A 24,675-nucleotide genomic window follows, 5' to 3' on the forward strand; every position below is an offset into this window, starting at 1 on the left:
GTTTAGTTTAATCTAACTGCTAATCTTAATTTTAATTGTGGGAACCAAGTGTATTCTTCCATGTTCGACTGAAGTTGAGCTTCTTGAGTACCCATTGCACTCAACAATTCAGTTCCTGTTAATTGAACATTTGGTTTTCCTAAGTAGTAAGTCCCGATATCTAAACCAAAACCAACTCTTTTCTTAGGTACTGCTCTACCAATACCAATTCCGAAGTAAGGTGAAACTTGTTTCCATTCAGCGTCAAACTTTAACTCACCAATGTCTTCTGGATCGATCGTTAACTCACCAAATGTTACAGAATTTTCATAAACACCAAGTAATTTGACGCCACTGCTCATCATGTAAGCAAGACCTGCAACTACTTTAAAGCTACTACCTTTGAAAGGTAGATACTCGATTCTTAGATCAACGTTTACCATTTCTACATCAACAGTTGATTTCAATTGTTTACCATCAACTGTAATTGATCTAGAAAAGTCGTTGATTTTGAAATAATTGAATCCTAAAGATCCATTAAAGTGCTTGTGTAGATTTTTGGACACATCAATACCAATACCGTGGGAGCCACCGCTAACTCCAATCGCAAACTTTTCTCCATAGTGATCGTAAGGCATGTCTTGGGCAAAGCTAACCATGCTCGAAAATAGCAAGGCAGATAGCAAGAGTAATTTCGTCTTCATTAAAAATTTGTTATTGTTATATGTTAATTTATATTAACAAGGGTAAAATTAAATTTCATATCGGTTCTAGGGTATCCCCCTTTTTAGGTATTTTTAGGTCAAATCATAAAAAATATTGATTATAAAACCATTATATGAAACACTTTACATTATATTTTTTAGTAATTTTTTTCCTTTCAAATCTTTCATTTGGACAGAAAAAAGCAAACTATAAGTCTGAAATAAAACAACTTGACAAATACTGTCAATCGATTATTGCTTCTTGGGAGGTGCCAAGTATGACTGTTGGGATTGTGAAAGACGGAGAATTAATTTTCTCTAAAGGCTATGGCACAAAAGAAGAAGGGGGAAAAGAAATTCCAAACAAAAACACATTATATGCTATAGCTAGTATTTCAAAAGGGTTTACAGCTACAATGATAGGCCAATTAGTAGATGAAGGAAAACTACATTGGGACGATAAGATTGTTGATTATATTCCTTATTTCGCAGTGTATGATCCATATATTTCTCAGTTGATTACTGTTAAAGATATTTTATCACATAGAGTTGGTCTAGGAACATTTTCTGGTGACATTATGTGGTATCAATCAGATTATACATCAAAGGAAATTATTGAAAGAATTAAATATGTCGATCAAAGTTTCGAACTAAGAGATGGCTTCGGCTATTCGAATCTAATGTTTATCACCGCTGGTGAATTAATCAAGACAGTGACGGGTAAATCTTGGGGAGAAAACGTTCAAGAAAGAATTTTAGATCCGTTGGGTATGGACCGAACAATCTACTCTTTAAAGGAACTAGATAAAAAGGGGAATTATGCTACACCTCATATGCTTATTGATAATACTGTGAACAAACCTATTGAATGGACAAGCTGGGAAGAGATAGCAGCGACAGGAGGTTTAATTTCATCTGTAGAAGACCTTTCAAAGTGGCTTACCTTTAACATGAATAATGGAATAATTGGTGAAGATACTTTAATGACAGCTTCTACTAGAAATACAATTTGGAAGTTACAGAATGTTTATACCTCTGACCTAACTAAAGCAAAGGTAAATACACATTTTTCAGGTTATGGTCTTGGATGGGGGATTAAGGATTATCATGGTAAAATGAGGGTAAGTCACTCAGGTGGGTATGACGGTATGATTACCATGGTGACTATGATACCTGATGAAAATCTTGGTGTAATTGTTTTGACGAATGGTCTGAAGTCACCAATAAGTGCAGCATCAAACTATGCGGTAGATTTATTCATGGGTTTGGATGATATTCCTGATTATAGTTCTAAATATTTACAATATTCTAATGATCGATATAAAAATGATCATAGAGTAAAAGATATAGAAAATAGTAGAGTTGAGGGTACAAAACCAACACTTAAGTTGACTTCTTATGAAGGAGTGTATCATTCTGACTTGAATGGGGATATTACAGTTAAACTAAAGGATGGAAATCTTACCATTGAGTTTGAACACCAAAACATGTTAAATGCAAAGTTGACACATTGGAATTATGATACTTTTAAGATGGAATGGTATAGACAAAGTCCTTGGTTTACTCTTGGTACTGTAAAATTTGATACTGATAACCAAAATAAGATAATTGGGCTTTCATTTGATGTTCCGAATAACGATTTCTATTTTAATGAAATAAAAGCAAAAAGAATACAGTAATGAAAGAATTTATCGTAAGAATATTAGTCTCGGCTATAGCAGTTTGGGCTTGTGCTGGTGTTTTAGGACAGTTTACAACTGAAGTAAGTGTCACCAATTATGGAACTGCAATATGGGCAGCTTTAGCTATAGGTGTTCTAAATGCCTTTGTTAAACCCATTTTAACTTTATTGACATTACCAATTACTGTCTTTACTTTGGGACTTTTTCTACTAGTCATCAATGCACTAATGTTTTATTGGGCAGGTAGTTGGGTAGATGGTTTTTCAACAGGAGGATTAGGAACATCGTTTGTATTTAGTTTGTTTTATTCAACAGTGCTAACGTTTTTAGATTCCCTTTTTGGAGTGAGAAGAGATTAATTACCACAAGTAGAAAAAGCCACTAAATTCAATTATTTAGTGGCTTTTTCTGTATTATAGAATTATATATATATTCTAAACTGTGATTGTAGTCTTCTCTAAAGCTTGTTCAATATCTGAAATGATATCATCGATATGCTCATAACCAGTAGAAATTCTTACCATACCTGGGGTTACACCACTTGCAATTTGTTCCTCTTCACTTAATTGCTCATGTGTTGTTGATGATGGATGAATTGCTAATGTTTTAGCATCACCTACGTTAGCTAAATGTGAAACTAAATCTAGTTCAGAAACAAATTTTTTCGCAGCATCAAATCCACCTTTTACCTCAAAAGTAAACACTCCACCAGAACCTCTCTTGAAGTATTTTTTGGCCAAGTCGTTATATTTACTAGAAGCTAATCCAGGGTAATTTACACTATCCACTAAATCATGTGCTTCTAATTTTTCTGCTAAAGTTTGAGCATTCTGGCAGATTCTTTCCATTCTTAAAGAAAGTGTTTCTAAACCTTGCAGTAGTTGGAAAGAATTGAATGGAGAAATGGCTGGACCATAATCTCTAAGTCCTTCTACTCTTGCTCTAATTGTAAATGCAACATTTGGTAATCCTAATGGGTTACCTTCACCAAATACTTCCCAGAATTTTAGTCCATGATATCCTTCAGAAGGTTCAGTAAACATAGGGAATTTGCCATTTGACCAATCGAAATTACCACCATCTACAATTACACCTCCAATAGAAGTACCGTGACCACCAATCCACTTGGTAGCAGAGGCAGTAACAATATTAGCACCATGTTTTAACGGTTGGAATACATATCCACCAGCACCAAATGTGTTATCTACTACTAAAGGAATTTTGTTGGCCTTTGCTATTTCTGCAATTCTTTCGAAGTCAGGAATACATAGCTCAGGGTTACCAATTGTTTCTAAATAGATGGCTTTTGTTTTATCATCGATTTGTGCAGCAAACGATTCTGGATCATTACCATTAGCAAACTTGGCCTGAATACCTAATCTTTTAAACTGTACTTTAAATTGGTTGTAAGTTCCTCCATACAAAAATGAAGAAGATACAAAGTTATCTCCTGCTTCTAAGATGTTTGTTAATGCAAGGAATTGTGCCGATTGACCAGAGGCTGTAGCTAAAGCGGCTACACCACCTTCTAAGGCTGCAATCCTTTTTTCAAAAACATCTGTAGTTGGGTTCATAATTCTGGTATAAATATTACCAAATTCTTTTAAACCAAATAGATTTGCGGCATGTTCTGCATTATCAAAAACATAGGAAGTGGTTTGATAAATAGGCACTGCTCTTGAGTTGGTTGTCGGGTCTACTTCTTGTCCTGCATGTAGTTGGAGGGTCTCGAATTTATATTCGCTCATAGTTCAAAAGGTTAGATTAATTTTTGATTACAACTTTTACTAGAAATGAATACTCTAGTCAGTCTATAGGTAAATCTAGTAAACATTTTTGATATTACTAATATAATGGAATTTGGGTTTAGAAAATTTAAGAATCAGAAAAATATAGATGACTTATATGCTACTTATAGGGTTTTTTCGAGGAATTGTCGCTTAAGTAATTGAAACATAAAACAATCGACATGAAAAATACCTTTTTATTCATTTTCTCAATTCTTTTATCATTTGCTGTAAGAGCGCAATCCACTGCCGATTTCACTAATTATCATATGGTAGGTGGTAGTATTGGTACTTCTTTATATTCAGGTGGTTATGTTAATCAAAACCAACGCATCTTCGATGGGAAAAGTCATCAGCCATCTTTTCAGCTGTATTATCAAACAAGATTATCAAGAAGGTTTCATTTAAGATACCAAACCTCTCTATCTGGTTTATCATCTAGAGATTTAAGGGCAAATAGCGAAACCTATGGCCAAAATGCTTTTAATACTACAATTTTAGAAGTCGCACCTATTTTTATTTTCGATTTAGGTAATATTGAAAGATTAAATAATAGAAATACACAATGGTATTTAATGGGAGGTACGGGTGTATTTTTAGCAGAAGTAAATCACCATTTATTGAACACTAAGGCCAATAAAGCGGGGGGAACACTGAATTTTGGTATCGGTATGAGACATAGAATCAAAGACAATTGGTTTTTAACAGCCGAAGCAATGGGTAGAGTGACTTCATCAAATACCTTGGATTTAAACAGAGCGCAACAATCACCAACTGACTTATATGCTACATTCCAAATAGGTGTTGCTTACAGAATCAGAGGAAAGAGATTTATAAGATAAACATTGCTTAACACTGTTTTTTGGAGGAATTATTATAGATTAGTATAAATTAGTCTAACATCAATTGTTATATGATTTTATTAGAACGGAACTATAAATGGCTTCCTCCAATTCTTTCTTTTGTCATCTCCTTAATACTATTTGTATTTACGTATTGGGCGGCGTCGAAAGAATTTATGATCCGGGAGATGTTGGGGTATCCCATCACTTATTTATATTTCATTTATTTTAATGGGACTGTCTACTTAAGTATTAAGTTATCTAAGTTTTTCTATAATATTAAGTACTTTCAGATACATACAAATACAAGGTTATTTGTTGAGTTGATGTCTTTATTCGCAATGAGTTTCATCTTTTTTTATGTTACTTTAATCACTTCCAGTGTGATGAGCGGTAGGGGAGATGCGATTATCTTTACTAAGAATAATACTATTATAGGAGTATTTCAAGGGTTGGTATTATTACTATATTCCTCATTAACGATCACACAAGATTTCTTGAACAAATGGCGTCAGAGTTCCATTGAAATTTCAGAATTGCAAAAACAAAAACTGAGGGCAGAGAATAGAGCATTACAAGCTCATCTTAATCCGCACTTTTTATTTAACAGTCTTAATGTGTTGATATCTGAAATAGATTATGATCCTAAGAGTGCGAAGAGATTTGCATTGGATTTATCAACGATCTACAGATATGTTTTAGATAGTAAGGACAAAGAATTAGTTTCTTTTAAAGAAGAATGGGAAGTAATGCAGGGGTATATACATTTGCATCAAGTGAGATTAGGTGAGGGTTTAATATTTGAAAGTGAAATACATGAAGATTCATTGGATAAGAAAATTCCACCACTTAGTTTACAACTTCTTCTTGAAAATTGTTTTAAACACAATCAAGCTACATTAAGAAAACCATTACATTTAAGTATCATTTCAGATACAAATACAGTGATTGTAAAGAATAATGTTCAATTAAAATCACAGAAACCTGAGTCGTATAACATAGGCCTTAAATATTTAAATGATAGTTTTCATCATATTGACTCAAATGCTACAGTCAAAATTGAACAAAATGAAAACGAATTTATAGTAGAAATACCTTTACTAACAATAGATAAATAATGAAGATCTTAATTATCGAAGACGAAATTCCTGCACAACGTTATCTTAAAAAAACAGTGCAAACCTTATTACCAGAAGCAGAATTTTTATTTCCTATACAATCGGTAGAAGAGGGATTAGAGTTTTTTAAAGAAGAAAATACAAAGATCGACCTCATATTTTCTGATATTCAACTAACAGATGGTGAGAGTTTTGACATTTTTAAAGAAGTAGAAATAGATGTTCCTATCATTTTTGTGACAGCATACAATCAATATGCCCTAAAAGCTTTTGAGGTAAACAGTATTGATTATATACTAAAACCATTTGATGAAGAGAATATCCAAAATGCTATCGATAAATTTCAGACTAGAAAGTCTGCACCAGTATCAAAAGAGTTGATAAGTAGCATTTCAGATACTATTCAAAATCAGAAAGAGGTTTATCGAAAAAGAATATGGGTCAACTTACCAATTAACCTTTCGGTTTTAAAAGTAGATGAGATCAATTGTTTTTACTCTAAAAATAAAGTTGTTCATGTGCTTTCCAATAGTGACCTAAATGCTACATTAGATCTATCATTGGATAAATTGGAAGATCAGTTAGATCCAAAAGACTTTTTTAGGGTGAATAGGCAGTTTATTGTTCAGATTAATGCTGTAAAATCCATAGAACCTTATTATAACGGAAAATGGGTTTTGAGGATAAAAGGGTTCGAGCAAGAGGAAATTATTATTCCAAAGGAGAAAGTTTCGAAATTTAAACAATGGGTCGTTAAAACGGATTAATATTAAAATGAATAATTATGTTGAGCCTTTTTGACCAAAACTTCGACCAAGAAAAAAACTTATTACCATATGATGGAGAAGTTCTTTATTATGGTAAAATTCTTTCTCAAGCCGATGCAACACAAACTTTTCAACACTTGATGAAAACTATTGAATGGCAAAATGATATAGTAAATATCTTTGGTAAGGAAATTATTACCAAACGGAAAATGGCTTGGTATGGCACTTCTGTTTACGATTATACTTATTCAAATATTACAAGAAGGTCTCTGTTGTTAACAAAAAAACTTCAAGAATTATTAGGTAAAGTAAAGGAGGTGAGTAAAGAAAATTATAATTCCTGCTTATTGAACCTCTACCATGATGGTTCAGAAGGGATGGGTTATCATAGTGATGATGAGAAAGACATGAAAGAATTTGGAACCATTGCCTCTTTATCACTTGGAGCGGAACGAAAATTTTCTTTTAAACATAAAGAATCAAAAGAAAGAATCGATATTCTTCTTGAGCATGGATCCTTATTATTAATGAAAGGCGAAACACAAAAATATTGGAAACATGCATTACCAAAATCTAAAAAGGTAATTTATCCAAGGATAAACCTGACTTTCCGTTCCATTCATCTTAAATAAAAACGAACTTATTTTACTTGAAAATCCTAAATATGAAGAACTTACATTTTTTCTACTTCTTTATTATTTTTCCTTTTTTTACTGTAGCTCAAGATTTATCAAAAGTAGATGAAATAGTTATTGATAGATTTCTGAAAATCAAAAACATTGAGCATCTGTCAGAAAAGATTAATCATACTTTTACGTCAGATTTAGAAAAAGCAAGAGCAATATATTGTTATATAGGAAATACTATCGCTTATGATGTTGAGGCATGGCAACGTCCAAGTCAACCTTTCAGCTATACCTATTCAAATGAAGCAGAAAAACAGAGAATATTAGAAGAATATAAATACAACACAGCAGAAAAAACTTTAAGAGAGGCAAAAGGAGTTTGTGATGGTTACTCTAAATTATTTGAAGTTTTATGTGTAAAGGTAGGGGTGGAATGTCAAACTATTGAAGGGACTTCAAAAGCTTTTATTTCTGATTTGAAAAAATCAAACCCAAAACAAATAACAAATGATCATGCTTGGAATGTGATAAAAATTGATCATCAATGGCATTTAATAGATGTAACGTGGGCTTCTGGAGGGATAGACGATAATTTAAAATTCTATAAAAAGTATACAGACATTTACTTTATGATGGATCCAGAACAATTTGTGCTAAATCATTACCCTTCTGATCAGAAATGGACGTTATGTGATATTACTAAACAACAGTTTTTAGATTTTCCAATTTACTATTTATCGTACTTCGAAAATAATATCAAACTGATCTCTCCAAAAAGTAAGGTATTCTCCGATAAAAAAGGAGGACAATTAGTTTTTGAAAAAGGAACAGATGTATCACAAATGCTATTCGGCTTTTCTGGTGATAAATATGCACTAGATGTAGAAATCGAAGAAATTGATAGTAAAATATTAATAAATGTACCGTCAACAGAGTACAGGTCAGAATTATTTACTATTTTTTATAAGAATGAAAGTATAGTAACCTTTATTACGAACTAGTTACTACCAAAATATATGGAATCGCTTGGAAGTCTTTATTGCTAGAATTAATTTCGAATAAATTTTACTTGTATATATAGAACTCAATACAACTATTGTTATAAAAATATAACCATGAAACAGGTTTTGGATAAGTTTTCTTCTTCATCTTCATCATATAAAAAATTTCGTCCGAGATATCCTGATAGTCTTTTTGAAAAGATTATGGAACATGTAAAAGATACTAATGATGTCTTAGATTGTGGAACAGGAAATGGGCAGGCTACAAGATACCTTTCAAAAAATTTTAAGAGTGTAATAGGAATTGATATTAGTAAAAATCAAATCAATAATGCTGAAAGTGAAAGGAATATCTGGTATTTAGAAGGAAATGCTAATGCCACTCGATTTAAGGATGAATCTTTTGATCTAATTACGGCTGCACAGTCATTACATTGGTTTGATTTAGAGGCTTTTAATCAAGAAGCAATTCGTTTACTTCGACCCGGAGGAGTAATTGCACTTTTCGGATATAATCTATTTAAAGTGAATCCTGAAATAGATGAAATGATCAGTTACTTTTATTACGATGTGATTGGCCCTTATTGGGATGACGAAAGAAAAATTCTAGAAGAGGAATACAAAAATATACCTTTTGATTTTGAAGAAATTCCACAAAATGAGGTTGTTGATATGGTTGTAAATTGGGATTTAGACCAACTTTATGGGTATTTACATACTTGGTCAAGTGTAAAAAAGTACATGGAAGAAAATCCAACCCATGATCCTGTTGATGATCTTTTTAAACATCTTAAACCTGTATGGGGAGAAAAAAGCAAGCATGAAGTCGTATTTCCAGTCTTTTTGAAAGTTGGAATAAAGAAATAAATAATAAGAGGTGGTTAGATTAATTTTTATCCACCTTTTTTATAATAAAGCCACAGGCTTGAAATCAATTAACTGACAAAGATTTAATATCAATACTTCCTCAGAAGGATGGAATTCATTATCGATATTCGCTATTTCAATTAACTTTTCATATACCACTTCTTTTTTAATTATAGGCATATTTTTTAGAATCTTAATACATTCTTTTTTGTTTAATGACTGTGCCAACTCAATACAATTTTCATCTAAACTTAGTTGTTGTTTAAAATCTTCAAGGTATTGTAATTCAGCTTGATCTACTTTGCAGTCAGCGTGGATCATGTCTTCTATCACTTTAAGAAATGATAGTTTTTCCGGGTAATCAAAATCAGTTACAAAATTCTTCATAAGCAATAGTTTTCATCTTACACTAATAACATAAAATCATGGGTAAACATCGATATTTATAAGTATAAGCCTAACAATTCTTGATATAGGTCAATTACTATTTACCTTTGTAATAAGAATTAAGATTATGGAAAAAATCAAGTTTATAAAAGTGCCACAATGGGCAGAATTACTAATGCATGCATTTGCTATAGTATTGGTTGTTTATGGTAGTGGTACAATAGAATCAGTTCTTTCAGCAATGGAGAGAAATATAATTATGGGTACTGGGTTTGCCGTATTAATTATTTTTCAAAGTAAGGTATTTTGGTGGAAACATGTAGTAGATATTACGAAAACGGGTATTTATATTAAAGTGAATACAAAGAAAGGTATACGCTTTCGATTTAAGGATATTTTATCTTCTTCACTTAAAAAAGACATCTTAACGATTACCTTAAAAAGCAAAGAAGAGTTTGAAATATCATTAAAAAATATTGATAGAAATGATGTACAGGAACTTAATTATTTACTAATGAGTAAAGTGATTGATAAAATAGAACGTTAATCTTATTTATAATCCTCTGCTTCTTTTAGTATGTTGACAATCATGTCAGAAGGACCTGCTGGTAACCAAGTTTTCACAAGGAAATCAGGAGCTTTTGTAACAGGAGTCATGCTTACATCCATAATTAGTTCTGATTGCCCATTTTCTAATTTTGTAATGATATATTTTAAGTTGTAATGCACCATTCTTTTAACATCACCTTTCTCATGTGCGTTTGGTGTTGACCATCCAATTAATTCAGTGGAGTCTTCTCTTTGCACCTCTTTCATTGTTACAATGAGATCATTATTAGGAATTGGGAATGGAGCATCAATAAAATAATAAACGAGCCATTCGCCATTGGGAAGGTCTTTTAGTTTTTTACTTTCTTCCGTGTCTTTACTAAAATTTTTATGAGTACTAGCATCTTTTAGAAGAGCTAAAATTTTCTCAGATTCAATATCAGTGATTGTTGAGGCTTTATATTCTACAATTTGTCTATTTTTTCCATCTACTTTTGTTGTAAATACTCTACTTGTTACTGTGATACTTCCTTCTTCAGTAGTTTCTGTATTCCACTGAGCATCTTGAGCATTTGTAAGTAAACTAATGCTTAATAAAATTGATACAATAATATATCTTGAAAAAATCATTCTCTTTAATTTAGTCTGTAATGAAGATATTCAATATTGTTGAACTTCAAAAATAAAAATCTTTCAGTGTGAAATAAAACTGATATATTCGGTCAATCAATCATATCAAATTTATTCCCATCAAATGGAACAACTTACACATAAGCATAAAGGTTTAATCTTGACTTTCGATTTAAACGATTGTTGGGAGGTTTTTCATATTCTCAATCATGATAGAGATGAAGCGGATGCTTTACAGAGACAAATAGATGCGTTGATGCGTAATGCAGATGTCGATGAGTCAGAGTTTGTATTTTTAGGAATAGCATATATCGTAGAGCAAATATTCCAAAACAACATATTTAAAATGACGCATTCAGCATTTCCAAGAGAATTTTTTGACCATACCTATATAGAAGTAGACGGCGAAACGGCTGATATTCATATAGAATTAGTAGATGACTTAAGTAGAGCAGGGGCTGTGGCAATAATGCAATACCTGATGGGATTTGAAAAAATAGATTTCTTATTAAAAGTAGAAAATGACTAAAAGGGAATAGTTATATTCTGCTTTTATTTAATACAAATTGATGTATATAATTATAATTTAATTTCCGTTTATTTATCTTTCGTTATTAGCTGTTATATTTTAAATTATTGATTATTTATTTTTAATATTATACGAAAGTATTGAATATTTTACTGAAAAGTTTTCACATCATTTTTTGATTACATAAATTCAGATACTTAAAAATTTGAACCTAATCAATTAATTATGAAACTCTTAAAATGGTCATTGCTTCTCGGTTTATCTTTATTCTTTTTCTCATGTGATGATGATGACGACACTAACCCTAAAGATGCTAACCCTATTTATTTCGCCTCTGATGGAGAAGTGGAAATGGGTGATTTAGGTGAAGTATACCTTCAGTTGAATTTCGATCATCAAACAAATGAAGTGAGAGTAGTTGGGAAATTAGATCCAAGTAATATTGATAATCTTCCTACTTCTTCTAGAGCAAGCCAAACAATTACATTAGATGTTGTACTTGATTTTACTCTAAATGCTACAAGTAACTCAAGATCTGATGATTATGATTACACTATTAATGTAGATGAAGGGGCGACTTATAGCCAATCTTTAAAGTTTGCTTCTGGATGTGTTGATGTACCAGACTTAGACCCAGGTTTTAGTAATGGTGTTGTAGCTTCTTCTTTTGTATTGGAAGACTTTATTCAATGGGATGATTCAGCAGGAAAATATTATATCGATTCAGAAGATATCATTGGATTACTTATTCCAGATTTTGATTTTGGAAATCCAGGAAATGCAGTATATCCAAAAATTTGGCAAGAATCAGGCGGAAGTATAAAAGGTTGCTCTGAGTTACCTACTACTTTCTAAAAAAATAAATTAGGGCTAGATCACTCTAGCCCTTTTCTTACCTATTTATTTAACAATAAATTTACTATTTACTTCATGTATACCTGATCTTGCATGAAGAATATATGTACCTTTCGGATATTTTTTTGATAGTCTAACTGCTAAATTATTTTCATTGTTAATGCTAAATTGATCAACCAAATTACCTTTAATATTTATTATATTTATCCATATTAAAGTACTGTAATTATTATTGAAATTTAATATAAATTCTTGATTTGAATCAATAATATTTGGTAGTATATCAACATTAAAAATTAAATTATTACTATCTTCAAATTGGTATTCTACAATAGATAAGTTCTCATGAGTACCATCTAAGTCGTATTGAATTAATTGGTAATAGCTTTTAGCTAGAGGTTGTTGGTCGATAAACTGATAGTGAATAGTGGTATTGCTATTAACACCTTTCGCTTTTATTATTCCTAGTTGCTCCCAATTTTTCTGATCTTCTGATCTTCTTATTTCAAAGTATGCGTTATTGATTTCTTGTGCCGTAATCCATTTTATCAATACATTTTCATCTTCAGAAGAAACATCAAAAGATAGTAACTCTACAGGTAGGTCATCTGCACATGATAATGAACCTCCACCAGAATTAAATTTACCACAATCAATTGTCCAGGACAGTGAACTACTTACATTCCCATCAGAAATAGTTCCCGCATTAAATGCTTCTCCAACAGTAATACTTCCACTTCCATTGAAAAATATTAGAGATCCTTCACCTTGATCTGCACTTCCTCCATTTATTGCACTTTTTGAGGTAGAAATATCTCCATTGACAATAAAAGTCCCATTAATAGTAAGAGTAGTTAGGTTGGCAACATTTAAATTTCCATCTATTGTTAACCTACCGCCAGCGTTAACAGCGATGGTAAGTTGTGATAGGAGAACTGTTGTTGCTGTAAGCGTAACATCTTCGCCATTTTCCACAGTGATTGTATTAACTGGACTATTTCCTTTGAGTACAATATTATCTTCTGTATCACTGCTAACATCTATATCTGTTTTTAAATTATAATTTGAAGATATTTCATCTGCTTCAGTATCGGGGTCAGTATCATAAGTAATTGAGTTAGCTGGAGTAAATCCTCCAACTAAGTTTTGTGATAACAGATATTGAGGAAGACAATAAATTAATAGTATACAGAGCGTAATAGTTTTCATGATTTTTGTTTTTAAGGGCTATTCATCTTTTTATTATCGTTTGATTTAGAAGTCTTTGAGAATCGTAATGTGATGAACGGTGATTGATAAATTCTGTTGCCGAATAGATATTTGTTGAAGTTTTATTTTTATTGAGGTAAGGTGAAAAAAGTAAAAATATTTATACTTTTCTTCTTTTTAGTACTCTTTAAAAATGCATGTTTTTGTAGTCTGATAGGCCATTTCAGTCTGATCACAGACAATTTTTTTAAGTAATAAGAAAATTCTTACATCTTATTTTTTTTAAGTATTCTGCAATTTTCTAAACAAAATGATATATGTCTCTTTTAAAAGTTCAATTCTAAAATTCTTCATTATGATGAATAATAAAAAAATAGAATACTTAATAATTTCTAGATGGAGTGGTATTTAAATCAGAATCTGAAAGTTTAGCTATAAATATATTTTCTTATAAAATAAATCACATGAAGATTCCAATCATTGATGAATACTGTAGGATATAAGAAGCCTTATCAGCAACACAAAATTTTGATTATTTATTAATTTCATCACATTTGATACTTGGTTCAAATAATTGATAATAAGTTGCTTATTCTGTTCATCTGCAATTCAAATCTTAGAATTCAAAAAGAGTAAATAATTTGATCTTCATTTGAAATTGCCTTTATTTGGCTCATATCATTTTTTGTCGATTAGTTTTAGAAGTCTGAGAATTAAGATTGAACACCCCCTTAAAGATTTTCCTTTTTTCAATCCTAATTAAAACTAATCATGAAAATATTACCCTATAGATCTCTCGTATTGATGTTTTCAATACTACTCATTCATTCCTCTTGTCAAAGAGATGTAGATACTATGCCTAATAATGATCCGGCTCCTTCATCAGTTAGAATGCCTTTTAATCAAAAATTATTTATCCTTAATTCAAGCCAAAAAGGTTCTGAAATTTATAAAATCGATTATGATTTTCAAGGGCTAGAAGATGATGCATACCTTACTAAATTACGATTAACAAAAAATGGCCGTCCATTTAGAATACCTAGAGGAGGACATATGTGTATTAGCCCAAATAACGATTTTATTACTGTTGTTGTGAGTAGATTAAAGAAAATATATCTAGTAAATATCGCTTCTTTAGAAGTTAAGGTAATTCATCTATTTGGGTACTTTCCGAATAAAAAGTGTGCAGATATGAGAAGAAACCTTAAAAAATTTAAGTTTAGAGGTAAAATTACCCAAGTAGATGTAGATCAGGATGGATACCTCTTCTTAGCAGGAAAATCTGGGTTTTATAAAGTGATTACAGATTGGGGTAATGTTGAAAATAGTAATGGAGATATTTGGAATGATGAAGATCCTGAGTTGGATGGAACTCGATTTGCGGGACAGACTTGGGCTCATGCTGTAAAGTTTGAATTTTCTGGAAACCTTGCTGTAGAAGGAGCCGAAGATGAGGTGTTTTTTGAGCAAGAAACTTACTTTGAAGAAAATACTATTTCAACATTAAATACTGTAAAGTTTTTAGGTGGAGATATTCTTTTTACTCAAAACTCATTAGAAACAGATGGGTTTGAAGAGCAAAGATTAATTTCTTTTTCTCAATGGAATGGAGGTTCTGCTATTTATCTCAATAACTTAGATTGGAATTGGGACGATCAAAAAGTTACATTCAATGCAGGAACTTTATACACAGGGTTGAACAATAAAATCACAGAAAAGAGTGGAGGAAGAGTAACTGGAGCTGCTTTAACCGGAGATAATATGGTCTTTACTTCACATCACTATTCGGAATATTTACAACTAAGAACATTAAATGGTCAGATCATCAAAGATGATGTTCGTATGATTCTATTGGATCGAAATGGTAATGAAAAAGGAGCATTATACCACAACTGGGGTGATATGGCATCAACTCAATCATTTGATAAGAACTCTCAGAATACACAAGATATCATCTTAGATAATAGGTCTATAGAAGGGGAATATTTTGGAGATTGGTTTAGAGGTAATCTAGAAGGGTATCAGTTAGCAGAAATGAAACTATATAGACCCAAAGATTTTAATTATGGGTTGAAAGACCTTTCTCATGATAATTATAATGTTTCAAAAGAATCTAGAAGAAATTCAGCAAATGCTGACATCGCTGATTTTAGAAAGAATGCCAATAAATTTGTGGCTTTAGGAGGTAATGGTGGGTATACGCTATTACAACTTCCAAATAAAGTAACAGTTACGGACGAAACAACTTTACAAGTTGTAGAAACGACTTGGGGCAAACAACCCTATTATGAAGTATGGGAAGATGCGTGGTCTGCTTATGAAGAAAAAGCGGCAGTTTATGTCCACAGATCATATACAGGAAGATACTACTATGATGGTTTAGAAGAAGATAGTGAGTGGGTGAAAATTGGAGATGCATATATCGCCAATAATGAATTCCACTTGTCAAGTAATACTGATTTGGCTGAAGGAACTGAGATTTCTTGGGTGAAAATCGTAGATAATGGCTCTACTTCAGGCGATGGTTTTGATGTTAACTTTGTTGCTACTTATGAAAAACCAATAGTAAAAGAAGCTCTCTCAGATAGAGAAATCCTTATGTTATTCTACAATTCTACAGGCGGAGATAATTGGAGACACAATACCAATTGGGGAACTGATAAACCACTTAGTGAGTGGTATGGTATCGGTACCAATGAAGAAGGAAGGGTAAATGTTATTGAGCTGATTGATCTAAATGTAAATGGTGATTTTGTAGAAGAATTAGCTGACCTTCAATATTTAAGAAAAATGGTCATCCCTTTTAATTCTTTTACAGGAACATTACCGGCTCGACTGACTGAGTTGGAGTCATTGGAACTTATTTATATTGTAGGAAACAAAACCCCGTTTCTCGTTCCTGAAGAGTTTAATGATTCACCAATAATGCTATATAAATAAAGAAATTGAAAAGCCGTCTTAATTATGAAATAGACGGCTTTTCACTACTATAATAGATGCCACAATCATTCATAAAAGTGTGGTTTCTCTTATTTAGTGGTAATTCCTGACCATCGAAAGTAGTCGCGGGCAATCCTAACTCTTTGAATAGGATAGAAGAGGAGGCATAGTCCCAAATACTACCTCCACCCAATTTTTGTTTTGTTGGTTTAAAATATAATGCAGGAGCGTTTTCAAGAACCCATATTGCATTCATACATGCTCCACCAAAATCAATAATATCTTTAGGTTGATATTTATGTATTGCTTCTTTAAACCATTCAGTAGATTTTGAACTTCTATCACAAACTAATGTATAGAAATTGTTGTAGGTTATACTAAACGGTTGGTGATTTTTGTATGCACCAAGGTCTAAGGCAGCACTATATATATCTTCTGTGATAGGATTGTAAATTACCCCTAAAACAGCCTGTCCATTTTTATTTACTAGGGCGATGCTTACAGCAAAGCCTTCTTTTTTTTCTGTAAAAGGAAGGGTCCCATCTAAAGGATCGATACACCAAAAATAGTCTTTTTCGAATCGGCTATTGTTGTCTTCACTTTCTTCTGTGAGAATACCAAAATTATATTCCTTTGTGTATGGAGAAAGTAAATCAAGAATAAGGTCTTGTGCCTCTTTGTCAACTTTAGTCACAACTTGAGAAGCTAAACTGTGCCCACCTTCTTTGATTAAGACTTCAATGTCCTTATCAAAATACGTCATAATTAATGCTCCGGCCTTTCTCGCAACTTCCTCTGTAGATTGTAATAATGGTTTTAGTGCTATCATGATAGTGCTTCAACTACTAATTTTGACATCTTTTCACTGTAAGAATTAATTTTCCAATGTCCGGGGCTCCACCCTTTTAAGAAACGATGGAAATCAGTCCAGGCAATAGGGAATAAAGTTCTCCATTCTTCCTCTACTTCTTCAGGGTTAATATCAATATGGTTTTCTTGAATAGCGTCTTTTAGATAATTAAAATAAGTTTCTAGAATAATATCCTCATACTTCTCACAGTCTTCCTCATGGAGGCAACTACCAATAAAATAAGCAAGGTCTTTCATTCCACAACCTCCTCCTATATATTGGAAATCTACAGCAGCCACTTTATTACCTTCTTTATCGAAACAAAAATTAGCCACTTTGGCATCACCATGAACAAAAGTTTTGTACTTAGCATTATTAAGACGCTGATCGATAACTTGTGCTAAATTTTTTAAAGGAATATCATCTAATGCCTCTAATTCATCTGGTCTAGTTGCTAAGTGCCAATACGTACCAATTTCCCATAAACCCTTTGGCTCTTTTTGGAGATAGACGGCATGAAAATTAGCTAACCAAGATAAACAAGCATTAATTTCTTCCCATGTGATTTCAGATACTCTTCGATCAAAACCTACTTCATCTAAATCTTCTAAGAGGATCACAACATCATCACCAATAAATGTAATGCCTAAGCAATCTGGGATTCTACAATTGTCGTTAGTGAGATGACTATAATTTTTATAAAAGTAGGTCTCGACTTGATAAGACTTTAATTTTCGTTGATGCGAGATATCAGTATTCCATCCTCTAGGGTGATCTCCTTGTGCTCCTAGTTGGACATGTTTTACAATTATGCTCTTTTGTTTGTACCCATCAAGTGAGTACCTAACGATAGATCCGTAACCACTCCATAAGCTTTGGATCATTATTTTATCATTAATTCTTTCAGCTTTCGTTTCCTGAAGAATAAATTTTTCAATTTCTTTTTCCATCAAAATGTTGGTTTTTGGTAAAGATAGGGCTGTTTTTGAAGAAAGATGAAAAAGAAAAAATATTTTTTTCAATAAAAGTGATTACAAAAATGATGTGTCTATGTCTTATTTACAGATAGCAATTTATTCTACTATAAAATTTAATGAAGAAATAAGTAGTATTAAACGGGCAGATACGATAATATTTATGGTATCTGCTTTTTTTATGTTCTTATTTTAGTAGTTAGTATATTGCTTCTATCAATAATCATTAAAAACTAACAATGAAGAAATCTCTTATTTTAAGTATTACATTTTTAATACTTTCATCGATTGTTCTTTACTTCATGATGCCAACTATTGCCTACGGTTTCAATGGCTGGTCGATGGCACTTACCTGTATTCTAGGAGTACTATTTATTTTCGAAACTTCGTTTACAGGAAATGACATCACTACTTTTAAAAAGATAAATATAGGCTTAATAACCGCTTTACTTTTTTATACTTTCGTTTTACCATTTGTTACGACCACACCCATCATAAGAAGTAAGGCCTATAGAAATATGATAGGTACTGTGAAAATGGGAGAAGACTTTTCTAGTCAGGTAGCTCCAATTTCTACAGATGAAATAAGAATTGTTGATGAATATACAGCTTCCCGATTAGGTGATAAAGTACTAGGTTCAATACCAAGTTTAGGGTCTCAGGCCTACCTTGGGTCATTCAGTATTCAGAATGTAAAAGGGCAATTGTATTGGGTGGCTCCACTTTTGCACTCGGGGTTTTTCAAGTGGAACAATAATAAAGAAGGAACACCAGGATACGTAATGGTTTCTGCTACAAATGAAAGAGATGTAAAGCTTGTACAAGAAGTGAATAATAAGCCTGTAAGAATTAAATATCAACCAGAAGCATTTTTTACAACTGATCTTTCTAGACATATTTATTTCAATGGTTATGTCACTCAAGGTTACGATGACTATTCGTTTGAGGTAGATGATGAAGGTAATCCTCATTGGATTATTACTTTATATGACCGAAAAGTAGGCTTCTCCGGAGAAAATGCAAAAGGAGTTTTAGTTGTTGATGTAGAAACAGGCGCACTCCATGAGTATAGTATTGAAGATGCTCCAAAATGGATAGATAGAATTCAGCCGGAATCATTTATAGTGACACAATTAGATGACTGGGGTGAATATGTTCATGGTTATTTTAATTTTTCTAACGAGAATAAGCTAACCACAACAAAGGGAATGTCTTTAGTGTATGGAGTTGATAATAGATCGTATTGGTATACCGGTTTAACATCTGTCGGTGGAGATGAAGGTACAGTTGGGTTTGTTTTGGTAGATACTAGAACAAAAGAGACAATTTGGTACAAACAAGTAGGTGCTACAGAACAAGCAGCAAGACAGTCTGCTATGGGTAAGGTACAAGAGAAAAGATATGTAGCTTCTTTCCCTATTACATATAATATCACTGGTATCCCAACTTATGTGATGTCATTAAAAGATAATGCAGGGTTGATAAAAATGATTGCAATGGTCTCTGTTGAGGATTATACTATCGTTGGGGTAGGCAATAATATCAAAGAAGCGCTACGATCTTATAAAAACAGTATTAATAGTAAAGGCAACTCTATTCATACTAATGGATATGCAGATTCAAAATCTATCTCTTCTGTTGTTGAAAGAATATCTAAAGATATTAGAAATGGGAATACAAATTATTACCTATTACTAAAAGATCAGAACTCTAAATTATTTGTAGGTTCTTCAATGATCTCCAATGAGTTACCAATTACAAATGTAAATGATAGTGTTAGGATTTTCTATGATGAAAGTTCTAGTGAATTAATCGATATCGTAAGTTTTGATAACCTAATGATGGATTTGAAGTCAGATTAATTTTTCTTCAAATACAAAATTGATAGAATATATTTCGTTATAAAAATAAATTCAAATCCTTTCATACTATTTTATTGATTGCATTTTTTTGTAACTTATAAAGTATGAAAGGATTTTTTTTAGCTAACTTCTTATTACTTTTTACTTCTACTCTTTCTTTTTCGCAAACTATTATCTCAGGAAATGTTAGAGATTCAAATGGAAAACCTTTAGAAGGAGTGACAGTACTTGCTTATAAAATGCAGGACGATTATTTACTGAGCAATGATATTACTGATACAGCAGGTGGTTTCACACTTGATGTGAGTACTAAGGGAGATAGTGTCCGAGTTTTACTTCATATGATAGGTTTTAAGTCTCAGACTTTATTGTTACCTAACATTGATCATACTTCGGAATTTACCCTTTCAAAATCTGGGACTGATTTCGATAAAGAAATAATGCAGGAGAAGAGACTTACAAAGTCTCTGGAAGTTTTAGAACAGAATATTCCACAAAAAGAGATTCCTAGAATTAACACTGATTTAGGCTATAATTATCCAGGTGTAAGTATTTCTCCAAAGGGTACTTTACACTATTATGGACAAGAATTGACTAATTATACAGTTACTTTAGAGCCAGAGTTATCATTGGAAAATGATTCTCTGTTATCGATTACAGATTCTTTTTCAAGTATTGAAACCAATAAGAGCAACAGTATGGAGGTAAAAGGTAACTCAATGAAAGAATTCACCACAGAAATGATGATGAGTGGAGGAGTAGCTTTTCTTTGGGATATTATGTTGCAACCTACAATTCAAAAAGAAAACTTTAAAAGCACCAATACTTTTCATTCCTCTAATAGTGGGAAAAATGATATCAAGAAACTTCAGAAAGTTGATTTAAGTAATTTATTTAAATATGGTTCAATAGAAAGTATACCATTATTTATCTCTGGCAAAGATGAAGTGAATAGTAAAATGTTGTCTAATGATTTTATAAATACACAGGAAACACACTCCTTCCAATCGAACTCTCTTATTGAAAAGGGGAATTCTACCTTTCAAGTTAATTTGAGTGGATATACGGATCAGCGATCACAAGCCATTCAAAATGAGGACATGTACTTTGCACATAGTGATACAATCCACTTTTCTGATAAACGTCAATCAAACTTTAAGAATATTTACGTTGCAGCACAATTAGGCTATCAATTTGTCAATGATATTAAAAAAATTAATAATAAGACTTACTTCAAATATCTAGATCATCAGGAACAATCAATCATAGATTGGAATAATCAGGAAGTACAGCAAAATCATAAAAGCCATTTTTATACTGTAGGCAATCAATTGGATGTATTGTATTCATTAAAAGAAGATAGTTGGTTAAGCTTTAACTCATTTATAGTATACCAACATCAGCTCGAGGATTTATTTGTCAATGGAGGGCCACTACAAGATGTTAGACTATTTTGGGATGATCAGCAATATGATCAAAAGGTAGAGACGACCACTTCAAAAGCCTATGTTAGTAGTGCTTATAAAAAGCAATGGAATAATATCGCTCTAGAAACCAAAATGGATTTATCCTACAGTAACCAAAAACTTTCCTCATCCTTGGGTCTTAGAGAACAGGTTTCAAGAAGTGATACCTATGTAAATGATATAGAATCAAACTCTTTTATACCTTCTATTCGACCAGAGTTTAGTTTTAAGAAAGGAAGGTTTTTATTTACGACGACACCTCAATTTGCTTATCAGTTTCAAGAGTTGAATAATAGTATTACCACCGATAGTGATCATGTTGCAAAGTTAACCTTCGAACCTTCAACTAAATTTCATTATAAATCAGATCACTTCTTTGTTGAGCTTTATCACAGGAGAGATGTGGAATTTAATTCATTACCTGATATTTACAGCGGTTATATATTGACGGATTATAGAACTTTCCTCCAAAAGAATTTACCCTTGCTTTCCAATACTGTGAATAATTATCATGCACAAATAAATACCTTTTTGGAATTGTTGATGTTAGATCTTACCGTCAACTATAACTATGAAACAGTCAAAAGAAATTGGATATCGAGCATTGAAGTGCAAGAAGATGGATTGAATGGAGTATCGTATATTGCATTTGATGAAAACCTAAAAGATAACCAATCAATTCAAGCTATTTTGGGTTGGGATATCTCTTCTCTTCATACTAAAATTAATGGTAGTTATACCTTTGGACAACTTTCTGAAGATATTATGGTGACAAAGGTTTTGAGTAATAACTTAGGAGAATACCAAAGGGCGAATGCTTCAATTAATATATCTATGAGTGACAGGTTGAACCTCATCGCCAACTATCATTATTTTACACAAAGAAACTCCTTTCAATTCAACCAATTGGGTTCAATAATTGAGAGCAGTGTTGGGGCTACCTTGGAATATACTTCAACAAAGCATCATTTTAATTGGGAAAATAACTACTTAGAAAACTCTGCTTTAGCTAATGGTATTATCATGATGAATATGAATTATGACTATACGTTTACATCAAAAAAAGTAAGGATAGGCATCGAAATTCAAAACCTCTTGGATGAGAAATCATTTGCCACTAATGAAATGATGTTTTATCAAACAACAAATACTTATTTTCAGCTTAGAGGAAGACAGGTTTTAGGATCTATTAGATGGATGCTTTAATTTCCAAGAGTTGATTTTGTTATACTCAGTTCAACTAAGAATCGTTCATTAACCCTATTATACTTTAACACAAAGTAAAAATCCTAATTTAGACTCATCTTTGATGGATTTGTCCCCTTATTACAGGTTTTGATTTAAGAAATTGCTTTAGAAAAAATGAAATGAATCATCAAAGTTTAAAGCAATGAAAATATATAAACTAATTTTATTTTGTGTGGGTTTACTTTTAATGAATTGCACCACTCAAAAAGAGCAAACTTCAACAGCCTATTATTTTGATACTATTGTTGGAGATGACCTAAATGATGGAACAAAGACATCACCTTTTAAATCGTTGGAAAAGATAAAATCACTTCAGTTGGAGGCAGGAGATAGTATACTTTTCAAAAGTGGACAAACGTTTGAAGGTGGTGTGGTTTTGGAATTTTTAGGTAAAGACTGGCAAATTCCATTAGTTATTACTTCAACGGAAAAAGAGAAGGCAACAATTGATGCAAAGGGTGGAACACATGCATTATATATCAATAGTTGCTCGAATATAAAGGCTACAAACCTTAGGTTAGTGGGTAATGCTGGTAAAGTAGATGAGGAAGAAGCAATGCGTTGTGGAGTGCTTTATACTATAACTAAAGCGGGTGATTTTGAAAATATTACTTTTAAAGACCTAGAAGTCGAAGATATTTTCTACAACCAACCAGGGATTGAACGTGGTGCTAAAGAAGTGAATACAGCCAATGGAACGCAAAAGTATGGATGGGGTATCAGAGCAATTCTTAAAAATAAAAATTCAACACTTCACAACCTTTTGATTGAAGATTGCCATGTTAGGAATGTAGCCCATACGGGTATCAAGTTAACAGGGAATGCAAATGTTGGAATCGAAAATTTTGTGATTAAAAACTGTGTAGTAGAATATACTGGTGGGCCTGGTATACAAATGTCTCGAGTTAAAAAAGGACATGTTTATAATAATATTGTTGACCACTCTGGGAGTGATGACGACTCTAGAAAATGGGGTAGAGGAAGTGGATTATGGACTTGGGGTTCTGATAGTATTTTAATAGAAAAGAATAGGTTAACAAATGCCAATGGTCCGGGGGACTCCGCAGGAGCACATATTGACTATAATTGCAACAACATTGTTTTACAATACAATTACAGTCAGAATAATGCAGGAGGTTTTATTGAGGTATTAGGCAATAATTATAATTGTAGTTATCGCTATAATGTAAGTGTAAATGATGGGTATAGAACAAAAGGTGAAGATGGTGCTTTTCAAGAGGGAAAAGTCTTTTGGCTTTCGGGATACCAAGGAAATAAAAAACGAAAAGGACCTTTTAATACATATATTTATAACAATACGATCTACTTGGATAACAAAATCACTGCAAAAATTGCTGTTGATAAGGCAACGAAAGGAGTATTTATTGCCAATAATATTTTTCACTTCGAAGGTGATGCCAAGCTGGTATTAGGAGACCAATATACACCTGATAAAGGTGGTGACTCTGAAGTGGAGAATATAACTTTCAAAAATAATATCTTTTATTCTCGATCAAATTGGCCAAAAGAGGTACTCATTCAACCGAATCAATCAAAGTATGCAGATGTACATTTTGCAAATGTAAAAGGGTCATCGATTGAAGATTTTATTCCTCATAATAGCAAAGAAATTAAACAAAAAGGCATCCGAATTCAGACTATACAACAAGATAGTATAGGGCTAATTTATGGTCTTGAAGTATCTGAGGATATTTTAGGTAATCCAATTTCAGAGATACCAAGTATCGGTGCAATTGAAATCATGTAATTCTTATTAACTAATTAATGATCCAGAATTGAAAA

General features: G+C 32.1%; 22 protein-coding genes. 15 read left to right on the forward strand and 7 right to left on the reverse strand.

All coding sequences use genetic code 11. The features are described from left to right. Positions 1-2 precede the first annotated feature (2 nt). Positions 3-683, reverse strand: coding sequence for a hypothetical protein (locus tag QL232_RS17170; protein WP_168884246.1), 681 nt, complete (start codon positions 681-683; stop codon positions 3-5). A 134-nt stretch (positions 684-817) separates the two neighbouring features. On the opposite strand from QL232_RS17170, the gene QL232_RS17175 reads away from it, so the two are divergent. Together QL232_RS17175 and QL232_RS17180 are read left to right on the forward strand one after the other, a co-directional pair. After that, positions 818-2,362, forward strand: a complete 1,545-nt coding sequence (locus tag QL232_RS17175) for a serine hydrolase (protein ID WP_281615079.1) — start codon at positions 818-820, stop codon at positions 2,360-2,362. Next, the gene (locus QL232_RS17180; protein ID WP_168884248.1) at positions 2,362-2,724 is read left to right on the forward strand and encodes a phage holin family protein; all 363 of its coding nucleotides are present in this window, start codon (positions 2,362-2,364) and stop codon (positions 2,722-2,724) included. Before QL232_RS17175 ends, QL232_RS17180 begins: the two co-directional genes overlap by 1 nt. 75 nt (positions 2,725-2,799) lie before the next feature. Here the strand turns inward: QL232_RS17180 and QL232_RS17185 are convergent, their stop codons facing one another. After that, positions 2,800-4,113: an O-acetylhomoserine aminocarboxypropyltransferase/cysteine synthase gene (locus QL232_RS17185; protein ID WP_281615080.1), complete on the reverse strand. Its 1,314-nt coding sequence runs from the start codon at positions 4,111-4,113 to the stop codon at positions 2,800-2,802. Positions 4,114-4,334: 221 nt separating this feature from the next. On the opposite strand from QL232_RS17185, the gene QL232_RS17190 reads away from it, so the two are divergent. From QL232_RS17190 to QL232_RS17215, 6 genes are all read left to right on the forward strand, one after another. Continuing rightward, positions 4,335-4,994, forward strand: coding sequence for an outer membrane beta-barrel protein (locus tag QL232_RS17190; RefSeq protein ID WP_281615081.1), 660 nt, complete (start codon positions 4,335-4,337; stop codon positions 4,992-4,994). Between the two features lie 71 nt (positions 4,995-5,065). Beyond that, positions 5,066-6,112 carry a histidine kinase gene (locus QL232_RS17195; RefSeq protein WP_281615082.1) on the forward strand — a complete coding sequence of 349 codons (1,047 nt, stop codon included), beginning with the start codon at positions 5,066-5,068 and terminating at the stop codon, positions 6,110-6,112. Continuing rightward, the gene (locus tag QL232_RS17200; protein ID WP_168884252.1) at positions 6,112-6,879 is read left to right on the forward strand and encodes a LytTR family DNA-binding domain-containing protein; all 768 of its coding nucleotides are present in this window, start codon (positions 6,112-6,114) and stop codon (positions 6,877-6,879) included. Before QL232_RS17195 ends, QL232_RS17200 begins: the two co-directional genes overlap by 1 nt. 17 nt (positions 6,880-6,896) lie before the next feature. Further along, positions 6,897-7,511, forward strand: a complete 615-nt coding sequence (locus tag QL232_RS17205; RefSeq protein ID WP_348646752.1) for an alpha-ketoglutarate-dependent dioxygenase AlkB — start codon at positions 6,897-6,899, stop codon at positions 7,509-7,511. A 32-nt stretch (positions 7,512-7,543) separates the two neighbouring features. Beyond that, entirely contained in the window at positions 7,544-8,506 is a 963-nt protein-coding gene (locus QL232_RS17210; protein WP_281615083.1) for a transglutaminase domain-containing protein, read from the forward strand. 114 nt (positions 8,507-8,620) lie between these two features. Next, complete coding sequence (locus QL232_RS17215; RefSeq protein WP_168884255.1) at positions 8,621-9,373, forward strand: class I SAM-dependent methyltransferase; 753 nt, start codon at positions 8,621-8,623, stop codon at positions 9,371-9,373. 39 nt (positions 9,374-9,412) lie between these two features. Here QL232_RS17215 and QL232_RS17220 read toward each other — a convergent pair whose 3' ends face one another. After that, positions 9,413-9,760: a hypothetical protein gene (locus QL232_RS17220; RefSeq protein WP_281615084.1), complete on the reverse strand. Its 348-nt coding sequence runs from the start codon at positions 9,758-9,760 to the stop codon at positions 9,413-9,415. Positions 9,761-9,887: 127 nt separating this feature from the next. Between QL232_RS17220 and QL232_RS17225 the strand changes: the two genes are divergently transcribed. Further along, positions 9,888-10,307: a hypothetical protein gene (locus QL232_RS17225; protein ID WP_281615085.1), complete on the forward strand. Its 420-nt coding sequence runs from the start codon at positions 9,888-9,890 to the stop codon at positions 10,305-10,307. 2 nt (positions 10,308-10,309) lie between these two features. Here the strand turns inward: QL232_RS17225 and QL232_RS17230 are convergent, their stop codons facing one another. Then, positions 10,310-10,939, reverse strand: a complete 630-nt coding sequence (locus QL232_RS17230) for a hypothetical protein (protein WP_168884258.1) — start codon at positions 10,937-10,939, stop codon at positions 10,310-10,312. A 124-nt stretch (positions 10,940-11,063) separates the two neighbouring features. On the opposite strand from QL232_RS17230, the gene QL232_RS17235 reads away from it, so the two are divergent. Then, positions 11,064-11,468, forward strand: coding sequence for a hypothetical protein (locus QL232_RS17235; protein WP_168884259.1), 405 nt, complete (start codon positions 11,064-11,066; stop codon positions 11,466-11,468). A gap of 225 nt (positions 11,469-11,693) precedes the next feature. Beyond that, the gene (locus tag QL232_RS17240; protein ID WP_281615086.1) at positions 11,694-12,323 is read left to right on the forward strand and encodes a hypothetical protein; all 630 of its coding nucleotides are present in this window, start codon (positions 11,694-11,696) and stop codon (positions 12,321-12,323) included. A 45-nt stretch (positions 12,324-12,368) separates the two neighbouring features. On the opposite strand, the gene QL232_RS17245 is transcribed toward QL232_RS17240, so the two are convergent. Then, positions 12,369-13,532: a hypothetical protein gene (locus QL232_RS17245; RefSeq protein ID WP_281615087.1), complete on the reverse strand. Its 1,164-nt coding sequence runs from the start codon at positions 13,530-13,532 to the stop codon at positions 12,369-12,371. 771 nt (positions 13,533-14,303) lie between these two features. Between QL232_RS17245 and QL232_RS17250 the strand changes: the two genes are divergently transcribed. Further along, the gene (locus tag QL232_RS17250; protein WP_281615088.1) at positions 14,304-16,472 is read left to right on the forward strand and encodes a hypothetical protein; all 2,169 of its coding nucleotides are present in this window, start codon (positions 14,304-14,306) and stop codon (positions 16,470-16,472) included. A gap of 22 nt (positions 16,473-16,494) precedes the next feature. Here QL232_RS17250 and QL232_RS17255 read toward each other — a convergent pair whose 3' ends face one another. Beyond that, a complete protein-coding gene (locus QL232_RS17255; RefSeq protein WP_281615089.1) occupies positions 16,495-17,301 on the reverse strand; it encodes an inositol monophosphatase in 807 nt (268 codons plus the stop codon). Then, a complete protein-coding gene (locus QL232_RS17260) occupies positions 17,298-18,272 on the reverse strand; it encodes an oxidoreductase family protein (RefSeq protein WP_281615090.1) in 975 nt (324 codons plus the stop codon). The genes QL232_RS17255 and QL232_RS17260 overlap by 4 nt, the downstream gene beginning before the upstream one ends. A gap of 263 nt (positions 18,273-18,535) precedes the next feature. Here QL232_RS17260 and QL232_RS17265 point away from each other — a divergent pair, with 263 nt between their 5' ends. The 3 genes from QL232_RS17265 (at position 18,536) to QL232_RS17275 (ending at position 24,640) form a co-directional block, all read left to right on the forward strand. Next, positions 18,536-20,158 (forward strand): hypothetical protein, encoded by a 1,623-nt coding sequence (locus tag QL232_RS17265; protein WP_281615091.1) that lies wholly within the window; start codon positions 18,536-18,538, stop codon positions 20,156-20,158. A 104-nt stretch (positions 20,159-20,262) separates the two neighbouring features. Continuing rightward, positions 20,263-22,830, forward strand: a complete 2,568-nt coding sequence (locus tag QL232_RS17270) for a carboxypeptidase-like regulatory domain-containing protein (RefSeq protein ID WP_281615092.1) — start codon at positions 20,263-20,265, stop codon at positions 22,828-22,830. 184 nt (positions 22,831-23,014) lie between these two features. Beyond that, complete coding sequence (locus QL232_RS17275; protein ID WP_281615093.1) at positions 23,015-24,640, forward strand: right-handed parallel beta-helix repeat-containing protein; 1,626 nt, start codon at positions 23,015-23,017, stop codon at positions 24,638-24,640. Positions 24,641-24,675 lie beyond the last annotated feature (35 nt).

This window comes from Flammeovirga sp. SubArs3, from assembly GCF_947387565.1.
Taxonomy (GTDB): Bacteria; Bacteroidota; Bacteroidia; order Cytophagales; family Flammeovirgaceae; genus Flammeovirga; species Flammeovirga agarivorans.

Excerpts from the sequence above, each read along its gene's own strand:
- QL232_RS17170 (WP_168884246.1), bottom strand. The coding sequence starts at position 683 with ATGAAGACGAAATTACTCTTGCTATCTGCCTTGCTATTTTCGAGCATG.
- QL232_RS17175 (WP_281615079.1), top strand. The coding sequence starts at position 818 with ATGAAACACTTTACATTATATTTTTTAGTAATTTTTTTCCTTTCAAAT.
- QL232_RS17180 (WP_168884248.1), top strand. The coding sequence starts at position 2,362 with ATGAAAGAATTTATCGTAAGAATATTAGTCTCGGCTATAGCAGTTTGG.
- QL232_RS17185 (WP_281615080.1), bottom strand. The coding sequence starts at position 4,113 with ATGAGCGAATATAAATTCGAGACCCTCCAACTACATGCAGGACAAGAA.
- QL232_RS17190 (WP_281615081.1), top strand. The coding sequence starts at position 4,335 with ATGAAAAATACCTTTTTATTCATTTTCTCAATTCTTTTATCATTTGCT.
- QL232_RS17195 (WP_281615082.1), top strand. The coding sequence starts at position 5,066 with ATGATTTTATTAGAACGGAACTATAAATGGCTTCCTCCAATTCTTTCT.
- QL232_RS17200 (WP_168884252.1), top strand. The coding sequence starts at position 6,112 with ATGAAGATCTTAATTATCGAAGACGAAATTCCTGCACAACGTTATCTT.
- QL232_RS17205 (WP_348646752.1), top strand. The coding sequence starts at position 6,897 with ATGTTGAGCCTTTTTGACCAAAACTTCGACCAAGAAAAAAACTTATTA.
- QL232_RS17210 (WP_281615083.1), top strand. The coding sequence starts at position 7,544 with ATGAAGAACTTACATTTTTTCTACTTCTTTATTATTTTTCCTTTTTTT.
- QL232_RS17215 (WP_168884255.1), top strand. The coding sequence starts at position 8,621 with ATGAAACAGGTTTTGGATAAGTTTTCTTCTTCATCTTCATCATATAAA.
- QL232_RS17220 (WP_281615084.1), bottom strand. The coding sequence starts at position 9,760 with ATGAAGAATTTTGTAACTGATTTTGATTACCCGGAAAAACTATCATTT.
- QL232_RS17225 (WP_281615085.1), top strand. The coding sequence starts at position 9,888 with ATGGAAAAAATCAAGTTTATAAAAGTGCCACAATGGGCAGAATTACTA.
- QL232_RS17230 (WP_168884258.1), bottom strand. The coding sequence starts at position 10,939 with ATGATTTTTTCAAGATATATTATTGTATCAATTTTATTAAGCATTAGT.
- QL232_RS17235 (WP_168884259.1), top strand. The coding sequence starts at position 11,064 with ATGGAACAACTTACACATAAGCATAAAGGTTTAATCTTGACTTTCGAT.
- QL232_RS17240 (WP_281615086.1), top strand. The coding sequence starts at position 11,694 with ATGAAACTCTTAAAATGGTCATTGCTTCTCGGTTTATCTTTATTCTTT.
- QL232_RS17245 (WP_281615087.1), bottom strand. The coding sequence starts at position 13,532 with ATGAAAACTATTACGCTCTGTATACTATTAATTTATTGTCTTCCTCAA.
- QL232_RS17250 (WP_281615088.1), top strand. The coding sequence starts at position 14,304 with ATGAAAATATTACCCTATAGATCTCTCGTATTGATGTTTTCAATACTA.
- QL232_RS17255 (WP_281615089.1), bottom strand. The coding sequence starts at position 17,301 with ATGATAGCACTAAAACCATTATTACAATCTACAGAGGAAGTTGCGAGA.
- QL232_RS17260 (WP_281615090.1), bottom strand. The coding sequence starts at position 18,272 with ATGGAAAAAGAAATTGAAAAATTTATTCTTCAGGAAACGAAAGCTGAA.
- QL232_RS17265 (WP_281615091.1), top strand. The coding sequence starts at position 18,536 with ATGAAGAAATCTCTTATTTTAAGTATTACATTTTTAATACTTTCATCG.
- QL232_RS17270 (WP_281615092.1), top strand. The coding sequence starts at position 20,263 with ATGAAAGGATTTTTTTTAGCTAACTTCTTATTACTTTTTACTTCTACT.
- QL232_RS17275 (WP_281615093.1), top strand. The coding sequence starts at position 23,015 with ATGAAAATATATAAACTAATTTTATTTTGTGTGGGTTTACTTTTAATG.